The 19,548-nt window shown below is 68.3% G+C and carries 16 protein-coding genes; 13 read left to right on the top strand and 3 right to left on the bottom strand.

The features are described 5' to 3' along the window. Positions 1 to 200: 200 nt before the first annotated feature. Complete coding sequence (locus tag NN4_RS11265; RefSeq protein ID WP_107660875.1) at positions 201 to 872, bottom strand: FadR/GntR family transcriptional regulator; 672 nt, start codon at positions 870 to 872, stop codon at positions 201 to 203. Between the two features lie 65 nt (positions 873 to 937). Between NN4_RS11265 and NN4_RS11260 the strand changes: the two genes are divergently transcribed. The 9 genes from NN4_RS11260 to NN4_RS11220 all read left to right on the top strand — a co-directional run bounded on the left by NN4_RS11260 (position 938) and on the right by NN4_RS11220 (position 13,704). Next, complete coding sequence (locus NN4_RS11260) at positions 938 to 2,197, top strand: MFS transporter (protein WP_246180820.1); 1,260 nt, start codon at positions 938 to 940, stop codon at positions 2,195 to 2,197. Positions 2,198 to 2,484: 287 nt separating this feature from the next. Continuing rightward, positions 2,485 to 4,995 carry a nitrite reductase large subunit NirB gene (gene nirB / locus NN4_RS11255; RefSeq protein ID WP_147129909.1) on the top strand — a complete coding sequence of 837 codons (2,511 nt, stop codon included), beginning with the start codon at positions 2,485 to 2,487 and terminating at the stop codon, positions 4,993 to 4,995. A 64-nt stretch (positions 4,996 to 5,059) separates the two neighbouring features. After that, positions 5,060 to 5,461, top strand: a complete 402-nt coding sequence (gene nirD / locus NN4_RS11250; RefSeq protein ID WP_147129870.1) for a nitrite reductase small subunit NirD — start codon at positions 5,060 to 5,062, stop codon at positions 5,459 to 5,461. A 4-nt stretch (positions 5,462 to 5,465) separates the two neighbouring features. Continuing rightward, a complete protein-coding gene (locus tag NN4_RS11245) occupies positions 5,466 to 6,689 on the top strand; it encodes a uroporphyrinogen-III synthase (RefSeq protein WP_135232995.1) in 1,224 nt (407 codons plus the stop codon). Then, on the top strand, positions 6,686 to 7,441 hold the full coding sequence (locus NN4_RS11240; protein WP_147129869.1) for a sirohydrochlorin chelatase: 756 nt from the start codon (positions 6,686 to 6,688) through the stop codon (positions 7,439 to 7,441). The genes NN4_RS11245 and NN4_RS11240 overlap by 4 nt, the downstream gene beginning before the upstream one ends. A gap of 376 nt (positions 7,442 to 7,817) precedes the next feature. Further along, positions 7,818 to 12,086: a non-ribosomal peptide synthetase gene (locus NN4_RS11235; protein ID WP_246180819.1), complete on the top strand. Its 4,269-nt coding sequence runs from the start codon at positions 7,818 to 7,820 to the stop codon at positions 12,084 to 12,086. A 15-nt stretch (positions 12,087 to 12,101) separates the two neighbouring features. Beyond that, the gene (locus NN4_RS11230; RefSeq protein ID WP_147129868.1) at positions 12,102 to 12,302 is read left to right on the top strand and encodes a hypothetical protein; all 201 of its coding nucleotides are present in this window, start codon (positions 12,102 to 12,104) and stop codon (positions 12,300 to 12,302) included. A gap of 40 nt (positions 12,303 to 12,342) precedes the next feature. Continuing rightward, positions 12,343 to 13,320 (top strand): alpha/beta hydrolase, encoded by a 978-nt coding sequence (locus NN4_RS11225; protein WP_147129867.1) that lies wholly within the window; start codon positions 12,343 to 12,345, stop codon positions 13,318 to 13,320. A 45-nt stretch (positions 13,321 to 13,365) separates the two neighbouring features. After that, positions 13,366 to 13,704: a TfoX/Sxy family protein gene (locus NN4_RS11220; protein WP_147129866.1), complete on the top strand. Its 339-nt coding sequence runs from the start codon at positions 13,366 to 13,368 to the stop codon at positions 13,702 to 13,704. A 4-nt stretch (positions 13,705 to 13,708) separates the two neighbouring features. On the opposite strand, the gene NN4_RS11215 is transcribed toward NN4_RS11220, so the two are convergent. Then, positions 13,709 to 15,412, bottom strand: coding sequence for a metallophosphoesterase (locus tag NN4_RS11215; protein ID WP_147129865.1), 1,704 nt, complete (start codon positions 15,410 to 15,412; stop codon positions 13,709 to 13,711). 239 nt (positions 15,413 to 15,651) lie between these two features. On the opposite strand from NN4_RS11215, the gene NN4_RS11210 reads away from it, so the two are divergent. The 3 genes from NN4_RS11210 to NN4_RS11200 all read left to right on the top strand — a co-directional run bounded on the left by NN4_RS11210 (position 15,652) and on the right by NN4_RS11200 (position 18,159). Next, positions 15,652 to 16,557 carry an RpnC/YadD family protein gene (locus NN4_RS11210; RefSeq protein ID WP_147129864.1) on the top strand — a complete coding sequence of 302 codons (906 nt, stop codon included), beginning with the start codon at positions 15,652 to 15,654 and terminating at the stop codon, positions 16,555 to 16,557. 183 nt (positions 16,558 to 16,740) lie between these two features. Further along, a complete protein-coding gene (locus NN4_RS11205; protein ID WP_222595022.1) occupies positions 16,741 to 17,595 on the top strand; it encodes an aminoglycoside 6-adenylyltransferase in 855 nt (284 codons plus the stop codon). A 111-nt stretch (positions 17,596 to 17,706) separates the two neighbouring features. Then, the gene (locus NN4_RS11200) at positions 17,707 to 18,159 is read left to right on the top strand and encodes a VOC family protein (protein WP_147129863.1); all 453 of its coding nucleotides are present in this window, start codon (positions 17,707 to 17,709) and stop codon (positions 18,157 to 18,159) included. A 32-nt stretch (positions 18,160 to 18,191) separates the two neighbouring features. On the opposite strand, the gene NN4_RS11195 is transcribed toward NN4_RS11200, so the two are convergent. Further along, complete coding sequence (locus NN4_RS11195; RefSeq protein WP_147129862.1) at positions 18,192 to 18,998, bottom strand: CPBP family intramembrane glutamic endopeptidase; 807 nt, start codon at positions 18,996 to 18,998, stop codon at positions 18,192 to 18,194. Positions 18,999 to 19,113: 115 nt separating this feature from the next. Between NN4_RS11195 and NN4_RS11190 the strand changes: the two genes are divergently transcribed. After that, the gene (locus NN4_RS11190; RefSeq protein WP_147129861.1) at positions 19,114 to 19,545 is read left to right on the top strand and encodes a YdeI/OmpD-associated family protein; all 432 of its coding nucleotides are present in this window, start codon (positions 19,114 to 19,116) and stop codon (positions 19,543 to 19,545) included. Positions 19,546 to 19,548: the final 3 nt, after the last annotated feature.

Here is a 19,548-nt window from a genome sequence, read left to right as displayed (position 1 = left end):
CTCGTTCGCACTCGACCGGCCCTCATCGCGGCTGGCGCCGCCGGCGGAGTCGAGTTGCCTTTTTAGGTCGTTTCACAACGTAGGGGCCGGTTGTTGCGGCTCCGTGGCTACGCGTGACGTTCCAGGCAATTCCGACTCACATGCGAAGCGGACGGCACGTGAGTGGTTCTTCACGTGCCGTCCGCTAGGAAGAGAGCTGTTTATCGAACGTCGGGGTATTCGGCGATGAGCGACTCGAGGAAGCAGCTGGCCGCGGAGGCGGCGCGCTCGGGGTCGCCGTCGATCACGGCGTGCACCAGCTCGGCGTGCTCCTCGGGGTAGGAGTCGTCGGACTTCAAGGTCCGGGCCCGGATCACCTGCTCGATGATCGGCAGCAGCGAGTCGTAGAACTCGAGGTAGACCGCGTTGTGGCTGGCGACCACGATCGCGCGGTGCAGCTCGACATCGGACTCGATCGCGGCCGGGTTGTCCTCGTCGTAGGCCTTGTCGCGCTCGGCGAGCAGCTGCAGTAGGTTCGCGATGTCGCCGTCGTCGCGGCGGCGCGCGGCCAGCGCGGCGGCCGTGGTGTCCAGCGCCAGGCGTAGCTCGAGGACATCGCGCTCTTCGGCATCGGCGAAGTACTTGCCGAGGGTGCCGCCGAGGTCGGAGGAGGCGATCACGTAGGTTCCCGAGCCTTGGCGTCGCTCCAGCATCCCCGCGTGCACGAGGGCCTGGACGGCCTCGCGCACGGTGTTTCGACCCGTTCCGGTGAGCTCGGTCAGCTCCGGTTCGGTGGGGATGCGGGACCCGATGGGCCAACGGCTGGAACGAATTTCGGCACGCAGCTGCTCGGTGACCTGGGCGATGAGGCTGGTGCGCCGGACTGGTTGCACTGCCATAGAGTACCGCTCATCACAAATCGTTGCCTCCTATCATCCGGTCATCCTATGATTTCGCAGTGACTGCAACCCTCCAGAAAACTCCGACCGGACAGGAATCTCCGCAGGTCGAGCAGCGCCGACGTGCGCTGACGGAGGGCCGTCTCCTCGTTCTGGCCGCCATCGTTATGTCGGCGCTTACCCTGCGCGTCGCGGTCACCGCGTTCAGTCCGCTAGCCGAACGCATCGGCGCCGACGTGGGCTACGGCACCGCGGTGGTCGGCGTCTTCGGCATGATCCCGACCGCGATGTTCGCGCTGTCCGGCCTGCTGACCCCGGTGCTCGTCCGGCGCCTCGGGCTGGAGCGCACCGCGCTGGTCGCCATGCTGATGGCGGGCACCGGCCAGCTGGTCCGGGTGCTGCTGTCCGGCACCGCCGAACTCCTCGTCTTCTCCGCGCTGGCGCTGGCAGGCATGGGCATCGGCAACGTGGTGATCCCGCCGCTGGTGAAGCGGTACTTCGCCGATCGGGTCGCCATCGTCAGCTCGCTCTACATCGTGATGGTGCAGCTCGGCACCGTGGTGCCCGCATTCGTCGCGGTCCCGGTCGCCGACGCGCACGGCTGGCGGATCTCACTGGGTCTGTGGGCGATCCTCGGCTTCGCCGCCGTGGTGCCGTGGCTCGGCGTGCTGCGCGACCGGCGCGGCCGCGACGTGCAGGACAGCACCGCCCTCGGCGCGATCGACGCGCCGCGCACCGGGCGGGTCTGGCGGTCCCCGGTGGCGTGGGGCATGGCGGGCATGTTCGGTATGACGTCGTTGATCACCTACGCGATGTTCACCTGGTTGCCCAAGATCCTCAGCGACGCCGGAGCAAGCGCAGGCTTCGGCGGGTCGATGCTCGCGCTGTTCGCGGTGGTCGGTCTGGTCGCGGCGCTCAGTGCGCCGACGGTCGTCACCCGATTCCGTAATCCTTTCCCCGTCGTGATCGGCTGCGCGATCTTCTTCGTCGCCGCCTTCGTAGGACTGATCGTCGCCCCGATGAGCGCGCCCATCCTGTGGGTCGTCCTGCTGGGCCTCGGCCCGAGCACCTTCCCGATGGCGCTGACCCTGATCAACCTGCGCACCAACACCCCTGGTGGCTCCGCCGCGCTCTCCGGTTTCACCCAGGGCGTCGGCTACGCGGTGGCCTGCATCGGACCGCTGCTGTTCGGCGTGCTGCACTCGGTCACCGGCGGCTGGATCGCTCCGTTCGCACTGCTCGGCGTCGCCGTACTTGTGCTGCTCGCCGGTGCCTGGCAGGCCTGCAAGCCGCGGATGCTCGAAGACACCTGGAATTGATTCCCGGCTCGAGTTGCGGGGTGATGTGGCGGCGTTCATGCTGTGCGCGTCGCCCCGCATCGGCCGGCTATTGCGAGGTCGGCTCGCGATGACGCGCGCGAACGGCGCGTCGCACCCGCGCAACATTGCGGCGAGCTCACCCTGGTGAATCCGGGTCCGTGAGCAACCGTTGATGCGCCGGTCATCGCGCGCAGCATGGCGGCAATACCTGTTTCCTACCGTGGGGCCAACCGGATCTTGGGAGGCCCTTCTTGAGCACGTCGACGAATCACTCAGTCGAACCAGCCCTGCGCAAGACCGCGGTCGTCGTCGGCCACGGCATGGTCGGGCATCGGTTCGTGGAGGCACTGCGCTCGCGCGACGAGGCAGGACAGTGGCAGGTTGTCGTGCTCAGCGAGGAACGGCTGCCCGCCTACGACCGCGTGGGTCTGTCGACCTACGTCGGCGCCTGGGATACCGCGGCGCTGGCCCTGCCCGGCAACGACTACGACGGTGACGCCCTCGTCGACCTGCGGCTCGGCCAGCGCGCCGAGTCGATCGACCGGGACGCCCGCAAGGTCACCACGTCGGCGGGCGACACCATCGCCTACGACGCGCTGGTGCTCGCCACCGGCTCCTATCCCTTCGTGCCGCCGGTGCCCGGCCACGATCGCCCGGAATGCTTCGTCTACCGCACCATCGACGACCTGGACGGCATCCGGGCCGCCGCCGAGGCCGCCGGACCCGGCGCGGTCGGCGTGGTGGTCGGTGGCGGTCTGCTCGGCCTGGAGGCCGCGAACGCGCTGCGGCTGCTCGGCCTCACCCCGCACGTGGTCGAGTACAACCAGCGGCTGATGCCTGCCCAGGTGGACGAGGGTGGTGGCGCCATCCTGGAGCGGCTGGTCACCGATCTCGGCCTGTACGTGCACACCGGCGTCGGCACGTCCTCGATCGAGGCGGGGGACAGCGGCATCCGGGTCAGCCTGTCCGACGACTCGGTCATCGAGGCCTCGCTCGTCGTCTTCTCCGCGGGTGTCCGCCCGCGCGACCAGATCGCCCGCGACAGTGGGCTGGAGGTCGGCCCGCGCGGCGGCATCATCACCGACCTCGGCCTGCAGACCTCGGATCCGAGCATCTGGGCCATCGGCGAATGCGCCGCGGTCGAGGGCACCTGCTACGGCCTCGTCGCGCCCGGTTACACCACCGCCGAGATCGTCGCCGACCGATTGCTCGGCGGCGCAGGCGAATTCCCCGGCGCGGACATGTCGACCAAGCTCAAGCTGCTCGGCGTCGACGTGGCCAGCTTCGGTGACGCGCACGGCACCACCGAGGGCGCGCTGTCGGTCGTGCTGCACGACGCCGCCAAGGGCACCTACGCGAAACTCGTTGTCTCCGATGACGCGCAGATCCTGCTCGGCGGCATCCTGGTCGGCGACGCCACCGCCTACGCCGCGCTGCGCCCGCTGGTCGGGCGGCCGCTGCCGGCCGAGCCCGCCGCGCTGATCTCGCCCGCCGGTGCGGAATTGGGCGCCGACGCGCTACCCGACGACGCGCAGATCTGCTCCTGCAACAACGTGTCCAAGGGCGCGATCTGCGGCGCCATCGCCGAGGGCGCCTGCGACATCCCGGGCATCAAGAAGTGCACGACCGCCGGAACCTCCTGCGGCGGTTGCGTTCCCATGCTCAAGAAGCTGCTCGAGCAGTCCGGCGTGGAGATGTCCAAGGCGCTGTGCGAGCACTTCATCCAATCGCGCGCCGAGCTGTTCCAGATCGTGCAGGTCACCGGCATCCGCACCTTCTCCGGACTGATCACCAAGTACGGCAAGGGCACCGGCTGCGACATCTGCAAGCCGACGGTCGCCTCCATCCTGGCCTCGACCTCCAGCGAGCACATCCTCGACGGCGAGCAGGCCGCGCTGCAGGACACCAACGACCACTTCCTGGCCAACCTGCAGAAGAACGGCACCTACTCGGTGGTGCCGCGGATGCCCGGCGGTGAGGTGACCGCCGATCAGCTCATCACCATCGGCCAGATCGCCAAGGACTTCGACCTTTACGTCAAGGTCACCGGCGGTCAGCGGATCGACCTGTTCGGCGCCAGGGTGGAGCAGCTGCCGCAGATCTGGCAGCGTCTGGTCGACGTCGGCATGGAATCCGGTCACGCGTACGGCAAGTCGCTGCGCACGGTGAAAAGCTGCGTCGGCTCCACCTGGTGCCGCTACGGCCAGCAGGACTCGGTCGGCATGGCGGTGCTGCTCGAAAAGCGTTACCGCGGACTGCGTTCCCCGCACAAGCTGAAGCTGGCCGTGTCCGGTTGCGCCCGTGAATGCGCCGAGGCGCGGGGCAAGGACGTCGGCGTGATCGCCACCGAGCACGGCTGGAACCTCTACGTCGGCGGCAACGGCGGCCTCACCCCGAAGCACGCGGTGCTGCTCGCCGGTGACCTCGACGACGAGACCCTGATCAAGTACATCGACCGGTACCTGATGTTCTACGTCCGCACCGCCGACCGGTTGCAGCGCACCGCGCCGTGGCAGGAGGCGCTCGAGGGCGGCATCGACTACCTCAAGCAGGTCATCTGCGAGGACAGCCTCGGCATCGCCGAGGAACTGGAGGCGGTGATGGCCCAGCATGTCGCCGGCTACCGCGACGAGTGGGCGGCCGTGCTGGAGGACGAGGAGAAGCTGTCGCGCTTCGTTTCCTTCGTCAATGCCCCGGATGAGACCGACCCCACAATCGCGTTCGACGAAACGGGGGAACGCAAGGTACCGGTGTTGCTGGGCATGCCGGACGTGCCCGCCGCCATGCCCGGGAAATAACGGCTTAACCGCATAGAAACAGGACGCCTGTACCAATGGGTAAGGCGTTTGGAGGATGACACCGATGACCGTGATCGATACCCCCGGTTTTGCCGCTACGACCGCCACCGGCTGGACGCAGGCATGCCGGCTCGACTACCTGATCCCCGGCCGCGGCGTTGCGGTATTGCTGAAAGGTGGCCGTCAGGCCGCGTTGTTCCTGCTGTCCGACGGCATGCTCTACGCCGTGGGCAACATCGACCCGATCGGACGCGCGGCGGTCATGTCGCGCGGCATCGTCGGCGACCGCGGCGGTGTCCCGGTCGTCGCCTCACCCCTGCTGAAGCAGGCGTTCTCCCTGGTCGACGGGCGCTGCCTGGACGACGAATCGGCGGCGCTGCCGGTGTACGCGGTCCGCGTAGCCGACGGCGTCGTGTCGATCTCCAACGAGCCGGTCGCCGCCGGGCTCGCCTCCTCGGACGGATGAACGCATGACAACCATCGAGCCGGGCCCCTGCCTCGCCGGATTCACCATCGGCATCACAGCGGCCAGACGGGCCGACGAGTTCGCCACGCTGCTCGTCCGGCGCGGCGCCGACATCGTGTCGGCGCCGGCCATTCGCATCATTCCGCTGGCCGACGACACCGAGCTGGAGCGGGTGACCCGCCAGCTCATCGTCGAACCGCCGCAGATCGCGGTGGCCACCACCGGCATCGGCTTCCGCGGCTGGATGGAGGCCGCCGAGGGCTGGGGCGTCGCGGAGGAGTTGCGCGCCACGCTCGGCGCCACCCGGATGCTGGCGCGCGGCCCGAAAGCCAAGGGCGCCATCCGCGCCGCCGAATTGCGGGAGGAGTGGTCGCCCGCCTCGGAGTCGTCCGCGGAGGTGCTCGATCACCTGCTCGCCGAGGGCGTGGAGGGCGTGCGGATCGCGGTGCAGCTGCACGGCGCCACCACCGAGTGGGAGCCGGTGCCCGACTTCTGCGAGGTATTGCGTTGTGCCGGTGCGGATGTCGTGCCGGTGCCGGTGTACCGGTGGATGCCGCCGGAGGATCAGGGTCCGATGGACCAGCTGATCGAGGCCATCGTCACCGCGAACCTGGACTGTGTGACCTTCACCAGCGCGCCCGCCGTGGCGTCGATGTTGATGCGCGCCAAGGAAACCGGCCTGCTGGAGGGCGTGCTGCACGCGCTGCGCGGCCGGGTGCTGGCCGCCTGCGTCGGCCCGATCACCGCGGCGCCGCTGGAGGAGCTCGGTGTGGCGACGTCGATGCCCGGCCGGGCCCGGCTCGGTGCGCTGGCTCGCCACGTCGCCGAGGAACTGCCGCGGCGGGCCAACCGGATCTACGCCGCGGGCCACACGCTCAGCGTGCGTGGCGGCTGCGTGGTGGTCGACGGCGAGGTGCGTCAACTCGCGCCCGCGCCGATGGCGCTGATGCGCTCGCTGGCGCGCCAGCCCGGCCGGGTCGTCTCCCGGGAGAACCTGCTCGCCGCGTTGCCCGGCGGCGGTGACGACACGCACGCCGTGGAGACCGCGATCGCCCGGCTGCGGGCTGGGCTCGGTGCGCCGAAGGCGATTCAGACGGTGGTCAAGCGCGGCTATCGACTGGCGCTGGACGCGGCCGAATGCATCGACAACAATCCGCGCCCCGAGCTGTCGGGACCGCAGGCGCCCGGCGCGCCGACGCGGTACGTGCAGACGTTGGGGTCCTTGTGACCCCGCCCGCCCTGGTGCTGGTGGCGCACGGCACCAGGAGCACCCGTGGGGTTCAGATGATCGCCGCGCTGGCCGAGGCGGTGGACAGGGAGCTCGGCGTCGCGGTTTCGGGGCGCGACGCCGAGCTGCCCGACCCGGCCGTGCGGACTGCTTTCGTGGACGTTCTCGGTCCGTCGCCGGCCGAGGTGCTGCGCGATCTGTGCGACACGGCGGGGGATTCTGTTCCCGCCGTGGTGGTTCCGGCGTTCCTCGCCTCCGGGTACCACGTCTACCAGGACGTGCCGCGGGAAGTAGCCGAGAGCGGGCATGCCGCAGTGGCTGTCACTCCGGCCATGGGTCCGGATCCGGCATTGGCCCGGATCATGACGATGCGGCTGCGGGCCGCCGGCTGGCGTCCCGGTGACGCGGTCGTCTTCGCCGCCGCCGGATCCTCCGATGCTCGTGCCCGCCAGGATGTTCGCCGGGCCGCCGCCATGCTCGCCGAACACCTCGATACCCCGGTGCGGATCGGCTACATCGCCACCGGTGCGCCACGGGTTGCGGAAGTCGTTGCCGCACTGCGGGAGTCGGGTGCGCAACGGGTCTTCGTCGCTTCGTATCTGCTGGCGCACGGGCTGTTCCAGCAACGCCTGCACGACGCGGGTGCCGACGGCGTCGCCGAGCCCATCGGCGTGCATCCCGCCGTGGTCCGGCTCATCGCCGACCGTTATCGCGCGGCCGCGCGGGAATTGGTGCGGACCCGGGCCGCTTGAGCTCGTGTTACGAGCTGTGCGGTGTCGCCGACACGATGAGCCGAGAAAGGTTCGTACTGTCGGCTGCCGCCGGTCAGTGAACGGCTCCACTGAGCCCCCCGTTGGGCGAGCGGCTCCACTGCGACGCCTCCCGTTGAGCGAGCGGCTCAACGGCTACGCCTCCCTTGAGCTAACGGCCTACGTAGCAGGGTGTGTGCCGAGATAACGCTCGTGGCCGGATATTCGTCGAATCCGATAGGCCAGCGCCCGCTGTCTGTCCTGGCAGCGACCCTTGCACGCGCCGATCATGCTGCAATTACGGCGAGTTCGGGCCTAGATGCCGTAGGTTTGCCCGAGAAACGATTCAGCGGTGGCTTCCGAATGCATGGGAGGCGTGTTGACCGGAGCCGACGACGCCGTGCCTGGCGATGCCACGGCGCAGCGGATGTACCCACTCTCGACCGTGCAGCAGAGTTGGTGGGTGGCCCAGCAACTGCAACCCGAGGTGCCGCTCACGGTCGCGATGTACCTGGATCTTTGTGGACCCCTCGACATAGCACTGATGGCCCGCTGTGCCCGGCGCGCGGCCCGGGAACTCGAATCGCCGCACGTGCGACTCCGGACCGTCGACGGGCAGCCGCGGCAGTACGTCGATCCGGACGCGGAGCTGCCGATCGAGGTCGTGGACCTGACGACCGGCATCGACCCGGTCGCTACCGCTCTCGCCGCGATGGAGCGTGACTACAGCGCACCGCTGGATCCCCGCACCGACGACCACACCGTCGCCACTCTGTTCCGGGTAGCGCCGCAGCACCACCTGCTGTACCTGCGCAGCCACCATCTCGTACTGGACGGCCTCGGTGCCGCGGCGGTGCTGCGCCGCACCGGGGAGCTCTATCGGGCCGAAGTGCTTGCGTCCCAGCGGGACATCGAGCCGCGAGTGGTGCGTGGGGCGGGCGACACCGCGCTTCTCGACACCGGCCGCTTGGTAGGAGCGGGCCGTCGCCCGTCCGGGCGAGTGCTGTGGCGGTCCGCGGATCATCTCGCATCGACCGAAACGCGCGAAGCGGCAGACGAATCCACGCCGCGCGCCAGTACTGTGCTGTCGAACGGTGCCGCGGATCGCGCCAAAGCCGGTTCGGTACAGGACCTTCCGGCGCTATCGGTGCCGGAGATCTTGGCAACCGAGCAGGCCTATCGGGATTCACCACGCCGAGCGGTCGATCGGGACTACTGGCTGGATCGGCTCGCCGGACTCGGCGCGCCGGTGAGCCTGGCCGGCCAACCTGCCGCACCGCAGGCCCGGCCGCACCGGGTGACGGCGACCGTCGATGCCGCCACCGCGGAACTGCTCGCCGCCGCAAGGACCAGCCACGGTGCCACCTTCCCGGAGTTGGCCCTCGCGGCCTTCGCCTGCTTCCTGGCGCGGATGACGGGCAACGCGGAGGTCTGCCTCACCCTGCCCGTCCCCGCCCGCACCACCGCGGGACTGCGCCGATCGGCCGGATCGCTGTCGAATGTGGTGCCGCTGCGACTATCCGGGCTCGACACCAGCACCGTCAGTGCGGTCATCGCCCAGGTCCGATCGACTGTCATCGGCGCTTTGCGGCACCAGCGCTACCGTTTCGAGGATATGCGCCGCGACAGTGGCCGGGATCAGGCCCTGGGCAGTGGATTCGGGCCGCTGGTCAATGTCCTCGGTTTCGCCGAACCGCTCCGGCTCGGCCCGCTGACCGGCCAGGCCCGGCTGCTCGCACTCGGACCCGTCGAGGATCTGATGGTCAACGGCTACCAGGCCGGTCCGGACGACCGCTCGGTCAGCATCGATTTTCAGGCCAACCCGGCGCGCTACCGCCACGACACCGTGGTGTGGCAGCACCGCATGTTCCTGGAGTACTTCCGCCGCTTCCTTGCCGCGGCGCCCGACTGCCCGATAGTCGCGGTCGACGGCGCTCGGCCCGCTCCCGTGGTCGCGCCGCCCGCCGCGCCGGTGCGGGTGCTGCCCGAACTGCTGTGCGCGGACTCGGCCTCGGATGCTGTTGCGGTGCAGGACGATACCCGCACCATGAGCTACCGCGAACTGGACGAGGCGTCCTCGCGGCTGGCCCGCGAGCTGATGGCGGGCGGCGCGCGTCCCGGTGAGTTCGTGTTGGTCGCCGTGCCGCGTTCGCTGGAATCGGTGCTGGCCCTGTGGGCGGTCGCGAAGACCGGCGCCTGCTTCGTCCCGGTCGATCCGTCCGATCCGGCCGCGCGGATCGCCACGGTCATCGCGGATTCCCGTGCCCGGCAAGGAATCACGATCAGCGCGGTGCGGGAGAAATTTCCCTGCGATACCGGATTCTTCGGCCGCCTCGATCCTGCCGCGGCGGACGCGGACCGCGCGAGCGACGATGACGCACGCGGCGCGACCGGGTGTGGCATCGACTGGCTGGTGCTCGATGATCCGCGGTGCATGGCGGAGGTCGAGCGCCGGTCGGCGACACCGGTGGCCGACACGGAGCGGCCGCGTGCCCTGCGGCCCGCGCATCCGGCCTATCTGATCTACACGTCGGGCACTACCGGGCGGCCGAAAGGTGTGGCGGTCAGTCATCGCGGCCTCGGTTCGCTGACCGACTACATCGTCGAGCACTGGGGCGTCGGCAGGGACTCGGTGGTGCTGCATTCGCACGCCCCGTCTTTCGACGCACATCTCCTCGATGTTCTTGCCGCGTTCGCGTCCGGTGCGCGCTTGGTGGTGCAGCCGCCATCGGTGGTGTCCGGCGCCGAGCTGGCACGGCTGCTCCGCGCGACAGGCTGCACCCATTACCTGACGACCCCTGCGGTGCTTGCCACGCTCTCCCCGGCGGAGGTGCCCGGGCTGTCGGTGGTGGCCATCGGTGGCGAGGCTTGCCCGGCGAAGCTGGTGCGCGAATGGGCGCCGCATGTGCGGTTGTTCAACGGATACGGGCCGACCGAGGCCACCGTGATGGCGACGGAGACCGCGGCGATGGCGATCGACGCGCCGGTGACCATCGGGCGCGCGCTTCCCGGGGTGCTCGCGGTGGTGCTGGACTCCCGATTGGCGCGACTGCCCGACGGTGCCCGAGGCGAGCTGTACCTCGGCGGCATCGGCGTCGCCGATTGTTATGTCCGCAATCCGGCGGGCACCGCGGTGCGGTTCATCGCCGATCCGTTCGGGGTCGGGCGGCGGCTGTACCGCACCGGCGACCTGGTCAGCGCGGGACCCGACGGGGTGTTCGAGTTCCTCGGTCGCGTCGACGCCCAGGTCGAGGTGCGCGGGCGGCGGATCGAGCCCGCCGAGATCGAGGCGGCACTGCTCGCCGGACCGGACATCGAGTACGCGGTCGTCACGGTCGCCGACGCGGGTCGCCCCGAGGCGCGACTGGTGGGTTACGTGGTCGCCGCCCCCGGTGTCGCGTTCGACGCGGCGGCCACACTGCACCGATTGCGCGCGACGCTACCCGCCGCACTGGTGCCCTCGGCGCTGATCGAACTCGACCGGCTCCCGGTGGCGAGCAACGGAAAACTCGATCGTGCCGCTTTGCCGCCGTCGATCATCGTGCAACGTCCGTATCTGGCCCCGGAGAACATGATTCAGCGTCTGGTCGCCGAGCACATCGGCACGGCCACCGGTCAATCCAGGGTCGGCCTGAACGATGACTTCTTCGAGCTGGGCGGGAATTCGCTACTAGGCGTGGCGGTCTCGGCCGAATTGGCCGCAGCGACCGGGGTGCCGGTGACGGTGCGCTGGTTGTACGCGGCACCGACCGTGCGGGCGCTCGCCGAGCGGATCACCACCTACGACGGCACGGATACCAGCGACGACGACGCATTCGGTGTCTTGCTCGCATTGCGCCGCAACGGAACCCGCCCGCCACTGTTCTGCGTCCACTCGGCGGTCCCGCTGGCCTGGTGCTACGCCGGATTGGCGCGGCACATCACGGACCGGCCGGTGTACGGCTTGCAGGCGCCGACGCTGACCGGACCGTGCCGCACGCTCGGCACCATCGACGAGCTGGCCGACAGCTACGTCGACGCGATGCTGCGCGTGCAGCCGGAGGGGCCGTACCACCTGCTCGGCTGGTCGCTCGGTGGTCAGATCGCGCACGCGATCGCGGTGCGGCTGCGCGCCCGTGGTGCCGCGGTGGCGGTGCTGGCCATGCTGGACAGCGTCGTCTTCCCCGACGGCGTCGATCCGCCCCCCGCGCCTCGGATGCGAGATCTGCTGACGCACTTGCTCGGTGACGAGCCGGAAGACGGCGACGCCGCCCCGGAGCTGTCGGCCGCCGAGGCCGCCGACGAATTGGCCGGCGCCGGTGCGTCATTCGGTACCGGACTATCGGCGGCGCAACTGGAACGGCTGCATCGCGGTTATGTGGACGGCGTCGCCCTTTCCCATGGATACAAGCCCGGCGTCTTCGACGGTGACCTGCTGTACTTCTCGGCCACCCGTGGCGTGACCGAGCTGTTCGGCGCCGAGATATGGCGGCCGTTCATCACCGGCGACCTCATCGAACACCCGGTGCCAGCGACACATGCACAGCTCACCAATGCAGATGTGGTCGGCGTGATCGGACCGATACTGGCGCGGCATCTGGAGCGCACGGCGGTGCCCGTCGCGGTGCGCAGTGAACGGCTCGAGCGCGTTGCGGGTCCGGGCGCTTAAGGCTCGAATGCGTTGATGCAGGCACCTGACCCGGCCCGTCTGAGCTGCTCGAAGGCGCAGACGTGCATTACCGATTCGGCGCGCTGGACACCGATGGCTCGAACGCAGTTACGCAGGCTGAATCCGCCGTCGCTGGTCGATTGCTGGATTCTGATCGGCGACGACGATGCCGCCACCGACCTGCGCGTTCATTCGGTACGCGAACACGCCCGGTGAATGCCGGATGTCCCGGCGGCCCTGGGAGATACTCGACCCCATGCGCCGGCTGATGCGATGCCTGGTTCCCCTTCTCGCGGTCCTCGCCGCGATCGTCCCGGCCGGTCCGGCCGCCGCCGATCCCGACTCCCGCATCCTCGAGGTACGTCCGCTGGACGGGCGACAGCTCGAGGTCGTCGTGCACTCGGCGGCGATGAACAAGCCCATCACGCTGTGGATGTCGCATCCCGGCGCCGGTGCGCCCGCGCTGTATCTGCTCAACGCGGTCGACGGCGGCGAGGACGGTGGGCCGTGGATGCGGCGCACCGATGTCGCGGAGTTCTTCGCGGACAAGAACGTCAACGTGATCGTGCCGATGGGTGGGCGCGCCAGCTACTACACCGACTGGCTGCGCGACGATCCGGTGCTCGGCCGCAACCAGTGGACCACCTTCCTGACCCGCGAGCTGCCGCCGTTGCTGGAGGACAGGTTCGGCATGACGGGGCGCAATGCCGTTGCGGGACTGTCCATGTCGGCGACCTCGGCGTTGAACCTCGCGACCGGCGCACCCGGTCTCTATCAGGCGGTCGGCGCCTACAGCGGATGCCCGCGCACCAGTGACTCGGTGGCCCAGGCCTACGTCTCGTCGCAGCTCGCGGTGTTCGGCGCGAACGCCGCGAACATGTGGGGCGGGCCGGAAAGCCCGGCCTGGGCCGAGCACGATCCGATGCTGAACGCCGAACGCTTGCGCGGTGTGGCGCTGTACGTTTCGTCGGGCACCGGCGCACCGGGGGAGCACGACACCATCGGTGACCGCGGCATCGACGGCAACCCGGCCCGGTTGCTCGACCGCATGCTCGTCGGCGGTGTGATGGAGACCGTCATCGGCGGCTGCACCCGGCCGTTCGTGGATCGGCTGCACCAACTCGGCATCCCGGTCACCGCGAACCTGCGGCCTGCCGGTACCCACGCCTGGACCTACTGGGAAGACGACCTGCACCTGTCCTGGCCGTTGTTCGCCGCGGCGATCGGCGCGTGAGGCTGTCGCCGAGAATCTGTCGGTGCCAGGGTCGACAATTCCGCTATGGCATATGACGAGGAGTTGGCCGATCGCATCCGGCTGCTGATCAAGCCGGGGCCGGAGCTGTCCGAGCGCAAGATGTTCGGCGGTCTGGCCTTTTTGATCGGCGGCAATATGGCGGTGGCGGCCAGTGGGCAAGGCGGCTTGCTGGTCCGGGTCGACCGGGCGGAAAGCGACAGGCTGCTCGCGAACGAATTCGTGGAGCCCATGGTGATGGGCGGCCGGGAAATGGTCGGCTGGCTGCGCGTCAACCCCGAGGCGGCCGACGACGACACCGTGCTGCGCGAATGGGTCGATCGCGGCGTCGGCTATGCGCGGACGCTGCCGCCGAAAAAGAAGTAGCCGGTTACCCGCGCACCTGCCTGCGGTAGGTGACCCGGTCGAATTCGTGTCCGTACTCGTCGACGGCGATCACGTCCATCTCGCTGGCGAAGATGCCGGGACGGACGTCGACGCGCAGGAACGAATAGTTGCGGAACCGCACCCGCGACCACGGGGCCGCCTCGTCCTGCTTGTCGCCGCCGGGCGCCCACACATAGCTGTTCGGTACGGCCGTGTCCGGTAACTCGTTGCCTCGGTAGGACTCTCGTGATCCCGGTTGGAAGTCGTAGCGGGGCCGACCGCCGCCGCCGACCGTGTAGTAGACGGTGCCGTCGGTCTCCGGGTACACCACCGAATTGTCGCCCGCGACCTTCGTCGCGACGTTGCCGCGGATCGGGTCGGTGCGTTCGAAAACGTGATTGTGCCCCTGCAACACCAGATCCACCTGGTAGCGGTCGAACAACGCGACCCAGGCGTCACGCACGCCACCGTCGCTGGCGTGCGCCTCAGTCGTCGAATAGGCGCAGTGGTGGAAGAAGCAGACCAGGAAATCGATATCCGGGTTCGCCCGGTAGGCGGCGAGCGTGCGCTCCACCCAACTCGTCTGCGCCCCATCGGAATACCCGGTATTCGCGCGAATCTCGTAGGAGACGTCATTGGCGTCGAGCGAGAGCACCGCGACATTGCCGTAGGTGAACGAATACGCCGACGGACAGCCGGCCGGCCCGTTACCGGGAAAGTCGAGGCGCGCCGCGTGACCGCCGTAGCCGTGCGAACCGTAGGTCGCCTCCATATCGTGGTTGCCGGTGGCGAACATCCACGGCGTCTGAGCGGCGCTCACCTCGATGGCGCCGAAATAGACGTCCCAGACGTACGGATTGAACTTGTCGAAGCCGTGCGCCGATTTCGCACCGTGCGAGACGAATTGGTTCGGTTTGCCCGCACCGGACGGATCGGCGTAAGCGATGTCGCCCGCCAGAATATGGAAATCCGGTTTGGCCCTGGCGATTTGGCGCAGCACATTCGTGGCGTGCGGGACATTCGGATCGTTGTCCGCCTTGTAGTACTTGTCGTCGTAGTCACCGGGCGCGACACCCGACGGCAACGCAGGCGTTTCGTCGGTCCCCTGATCGCCCATCATGGTGAAACGAAACGGCACGATCGCCGCCCGCGCGGTCGGCATCGCCGTCGCAGCCGCACGGATATCACCAGCGAAGCCGTCCGACGTGCGCCAGCGATAGTAGTGCGGCACCCGCCCCGGCAACCCGTCCACCGGCGCGTGCACATAGAACTGTTCGGCCGCCAGCACGCCGCCATCGCTACTCGGCACCTGCGTCAGCAGATTGCGCACCTCCGCCTCCACCGTCGCACCGAGCGCAGGCGTCGGCCCATGCTCGAGAAACACCTTGGTACCCGCAGGTCGCCTGGACAACTGCCCCGCAAATCGCAACTGACTGGTCGCATCCGCCCCGAACCCCACATGCCGCCCCCCGACCGCCAACGGCGCATCCTGCGCATAAGCCCGCCCCCCGAACGGCGAAGTACCCACCGCCGCGACAGCAGCCGCAGCCGCCGCCCCTCGCAACACATTGCGCCGCGAAACCCGATGCCGCCGCAGATACTCCTGATGCCACTCATGCTGCTCAGCCATAGTCATCTCGGCAGACAGCCCACCCGGTATCCCGGTCTCCGGAACATCACCAACAGGATTCAGCGGATTCGACCCCATACCCACCGATGCTGTACTCCCCGCAAGCCCCCAGCAACTCGACACTGGAAGTCAAGTGCGAACACTGGATGAACTCTCCCGATCGGAGCGCTACAACCCGGCAATTACGACAATCCCACAACCACAGCCGGATTCAGCCGACCCCTTCGAAGACGGTCCCGTCCATGCACCTCACCCGAATTCCACTGCCCCAAATTTGAATCGAACGTATTTTCGAATCTCGAGGTACTTTCGGCGGAATGGTCGGTTCCCAGCACGAGGCGATGCACCGGATTTTTCAGCACGACCCGAAAATGTTCGCGCGCGCATTCCGCGCGTTGGACGTGCCATTAGACGATCCAACCGAAGTGGTCTTGCTACCAACGGATCTCACCGAAGTCAGACCGCTGGAGCGACGAGTAGACACCTTATTGCGGTTCACCACGGCTACGGGCCAGTTTCTGCTTCTGGTCGAGGCGCAAGGCGAGGACGACCCGGCCAAACCTTCGGCGTGGGCGTACTACCTCGCGCACGCGCACGCCAAGTACCGCCTCCCCGCACTGCTGCTGGTCGTCTGCCACGACCAAGCCACCGCGCTGTGGGCGGCCCGCCCTGTAGCGTTCGGCCAGCCGTTCTGGTCGAGTCTCACGATGCGCCCGCTGGTCCTCGGCCCGGAAAACGTGCGCCCGGTAACCGACCCCGACGAGGCCGCCGCCGACATCGCGCTCACCGCACTCTCCGCGATGACGCATGCCAAAGACCCCTGCATCGGTGAGATACTGAAGGCGCTCGCCGCCGCCCTGCGGGGGATCGACGAGGAGGACGCCCACGTCATCGCCGAACTCACCGAACTCGGCCTGGGTAAGAGCCCGGCCGCCCACACTTGGAGGCACCTGATGTCGATCGACCCATCGTTCTTCCGCTCGGAGACGTCGCAGCGCCTGCGGGAAGAGGGGCGGACTGAGGGGCTAATCGAGGGCGAGGCCAAAGGGGAGGCCAAGGGAGTCGCGGGCAGCATTCTCGAGATCCTGGCTGAGCGATCGATCGAGGTACCACCTGACGCGCGAGCTCGCATCACATCGTGCAAAGACCGGGACGTACTCCGCTTGTGGCTCCGGCGCTCGGCGACTGTGACCAGCATCGCCGACCTTTTCGGAGCCGAGTGACCCTGATCGGTCCGTCTCCGATGGGAGAACATGTGCGTTGGGCGGACCTGCGCGCTGAAGTCATGAATCGGTCAGGGGCTGGAGTTGCCTACGAGACGGCGCGAAGCCGATTCGAACTCGATGCCGCAGACGGGACCGGTGGTCCGTTGCCACCCCGAGGTCCGTCGGGCAGGATCGGCGATCATGGATCGCTCGCTGATGGGGATTGCTGAGGACGAACCGATGGTGGGGCGGGTGGTGGAGTGGGCGCGGGGGCGTGACGACATTCGGGTGGTGTTGCGGACGGGGTCGCGGGGGCGGGGAGATGGGATGGTGGATGCGCTGTCGGACCACGATATTGAGCTCTACACCACGGACGTGGAGCGGTATTCGGGGGATGACGGGTGGGTGCGGGAGTTGGGGGAGGTGTGGGTGAATGTCGAGTTGGAGGGGCCGTATGACAATCCTGCCCACCTGGTGTTCTTCGAGGGTGGGGTGAAGGTCGACTTTCAGGTGGTGCCGGTGCAGCGGCTGGGGGAGATGGTCGAGGACGGTCTCGACGAGTTGCATGAGCGGGGATATCAGGTGCTGTTCGATCGGGATGGGTCGGCGGCGGGGCTGCCGGCGGCGACCGGGTCGGCACCCGTCGGCGAGTTGCCTGATCAGGCGGAGTTCGGAGCGCTGTGCTCGGAGTTCTGGTTCGAGATCGCCCATCTGCCAAGGTATTCGGCGCGCGGTGAGTTCTGGGTCGTGAAGGCTCGGGACTGGGAGACCAAGGAACTGCTGTTGACGATGATCGAATGGCATGCGATTTCGCGGCACGGCAGTGGGCACGATGTTTGGCATGCGGGCACCAAGATGCGGCAGTGGGCAGCGCGGGGGGTGTGGGAGCGGGTCGAAGGGGTCTTCGCGATCCGTGATCCGTTGCGGCAGGCGCAGGCTACGGCGGATCTGTTCGGTGAGCTCGCCAGGGAGGTTGCTACGGCCGGTGGGCTCGACTACCCAGAAAAAGCCGAGAAGGCGATCCGGCCATATCTCGACCAGCTGCCGTCTCTCTGACCGGCCTCGCAGAAATATCTCGAGAAATTTCGGGGAGATAGGTCGAGACAGCGAAAACGGCTCCGACCAGAGGGTGACAGCAAGTCACACACCACCGGCAAGGAGCCCATCATGTCCGTCAACACTTTCCTCTGGTTCGACAGTGCCGCCGAGGAAGCCGCCACCCTCTACACCACCCTCGTGCCGAACTCTCGGATCACCGACGTCGCACGCAACTCGGACGGAACGGCGTTCATCGTCGCGATCGAACTCGACGGCCACGCGGTCACCCTGATGAACGGTGGCCCCGGCCACCCACTCACCGACGCGGCCTCGCTGCAACTGATCGTCGAAACCCAGGACGAGATCGACCGACTCTGGGACGCCCTGACCGACGGCGGCGAGCCGGGCCCGTGCGGTTGGCTCACCGACCGGTACGGCCTGTCCTGGCAGGTCACCCCGGCCGTGCTGCCGAACCTGATGAGCGGCGACGACCCCGCCAAGACGATCGCCGTCGGCACCGCCCTGCGCAGCATGTCCAAGCTCGACATCAAAACCCTCCAGGACGCCTACGACAACGCCTGAACCGACCGCCCGCCTCACCGAGAGGCGGGCGTTCAAATCTTGCCGCTGACCGCCGAACGTTCCGGGAGCACGAGCCGCCGTCGCCACGCGCCCGCGAGCAGGCAGGCAAGCAGACCCGTACCGAGCATGACGAACAGCCCGGTATCACCGGCGAGGTACTCCCCGAACACGACGGGATGATCAGTCGCCACGATCGCCGGCAACACCGCGAATGCCCAGTTGTGCGCGAAGTGCGCGAGCACCGGCGGCCACACGCTGTCCGACGCGAGCCGCAGATAACCGAAGAAGAAGGAGAACGCGAGCACGCTTCCGATGAACAGCGAAAGAGTAAGCAGCCGATTGCCTTCGCTGTGGTAGTAGGGCGTGAACAGAATGTAGGGCAGATGCCAAGCCGCCCAGACCACACCGACGAGCAGCATGGCGCGTCGCTCGCCCAGCCACATCACTCGCGGGAGAAGGTAACCGCGCCAACCGATTTCCTCGGCGAACGCGAGAATCGGCCCGGTGATCGCCAGCACGAGCATATTCATCCACATGTCCGAGCCGGGCGAGGTGAACGACGCGTAGCCGAGCAACACCACGAGACCCGTGGCCACCACCGACACCGCGACACTCCCACCGACAGCCAGCGGCCACTGACGAACCCCACTGCGGAACAACCCGGCCCGGTCCCACCCTGTGCGACTGTCGCGAGTGAACGCCAGCAGCAGCACGGTAACCAACACCGGCGACAACGCCAGAATCAACCCACCGGCCACATTCGCCGTCGCCACCGCGATCCCCAGAACCAGCACGATGAAGACGGCCGCGGCCGACCGATCCGAAACCTGACGCCGCACACTACCTCCACCGATGACCGACCGACGCTCACCGTAGGCCGGACCGGCGCACCCCTGCTATCGGGGAACACCCTGAATCCGGAGATCAGCACGCCTCAGGGACTAGGGTCGGTCCATGCGATTCGAAGCGAGAATCGAGTCCGGCGCCGGCGGCGGCGCGTACGTGGCAGTACCCACGGAAGTCGTCGCGGCGCTCGGTGGCGGCGGCCGCATCCCGGTCGAGGTGGACTTCGACGGCGTCGACTACCGCGGCTCCATCGTCGACATGGGTTCCGGACCCTGCCTCGGCCTGCTGAAGGCGATCCGCACCGAGCTGGGCAAGGCACCCGGTGACACCGTAGTGGTGACGGTGTCCCGCGACGACGCCGAACGCACCGTCGACGTCCCGGACGACCTGGCCGACGCACTGCGCTCCGCGGGTCGCCGCGACGCCTTCGACAAGCTGTCCTACTCGCGCCGCCGCGAACACGTCACGGCGGTCACCGATGCCAAGCGTGCGGAGACCCGCACGCGCCGGATCGCGAAGATCGTCGACTCGCTGGGCTGAGCC

The organism is Nocardia ninae NBRC 108245 (assembly GCF_007990755.1).
Lineage (GTDB): Bacteria > Actinomycetota > Actinomycetes > Mycobacteriales > Mycobacteriaceae > Nocardia > Nocardia ninae.
This window is presented reverse-complemented; position numbering and strand designations above follow the sequence as displayed.

Bases quoted from the DNA above. Each gene is read 5' to 3' on its own strand.
- NN4_RS11230 (WP_147129868.1), top strand. From the start codon at position 12,102: ATGCAGGCACCTGACCCGGCCCGTCTGAGCTGCTCGAAGGCGCAGACG.
- NN4_RS11200 (WP_147129863.1), top strand. From the start codon at position 17,707: ATGTCCGTCAACACTTTCCTCTGGTTCGACAGTGCCGCCGAGGAAGCC.
- NN4_RS11215 (WP_147129865.1), bottom strand. From the start codon at position 15,412: ATGGGGTCGAATCCGCTGAATCCTGTTGGTGATGTTCCGGAGACCGGG.
- NN4_RS11190 (WP_147129861.1), top strand. From the start codon at position 19,114: ATGCGATTCGAAGCGAGAATCGAGTCCGGCGCCGGCGGCGGCGCGTAC.
- NN4_RS11225 (WP_147129867.1), top strand. From the start codon at position 12,343: ATGCGCCGGCTGATGCGATGCCTGGTTCCCCTTCTCGCGGTCCTCGCC.
- NN4_RS11245 (WP_135232995.1), top strand. From the start codon at position 5,466: ATGACAACCATCGAGCCGGGCCCCTGCCTCGCCGGATTCACCATCGGC.
- NN4_RS11210 (WP_147129864.1), top strand. From the start codon at position 15,652: ATGGTCGGTTCCCAGCACGAGGCGATGCACCGGATTTTTCAGCACGAC.
- NN4_RS11205 (WP_222595022.1), top strand. From the start codon at position 16,741: ATGGATCGCTCGCTGATGGGGATTGCTGAGGACGAACCGATGGTGGGG.
- NN4_RS11220 (WP_147129866.1), top strand. From the start codon at position 13,366: ATGGCATATGACGAGGAGTTGGCCGATCGCATCCGGCTGCTGATCAAG.
- nirD (WP_147129870.1), top strand. From the start codon at position 5,060: ATGACCGTGATCGATACCCCCGGTTTTGCCGCTACGACCGCCACCGGC.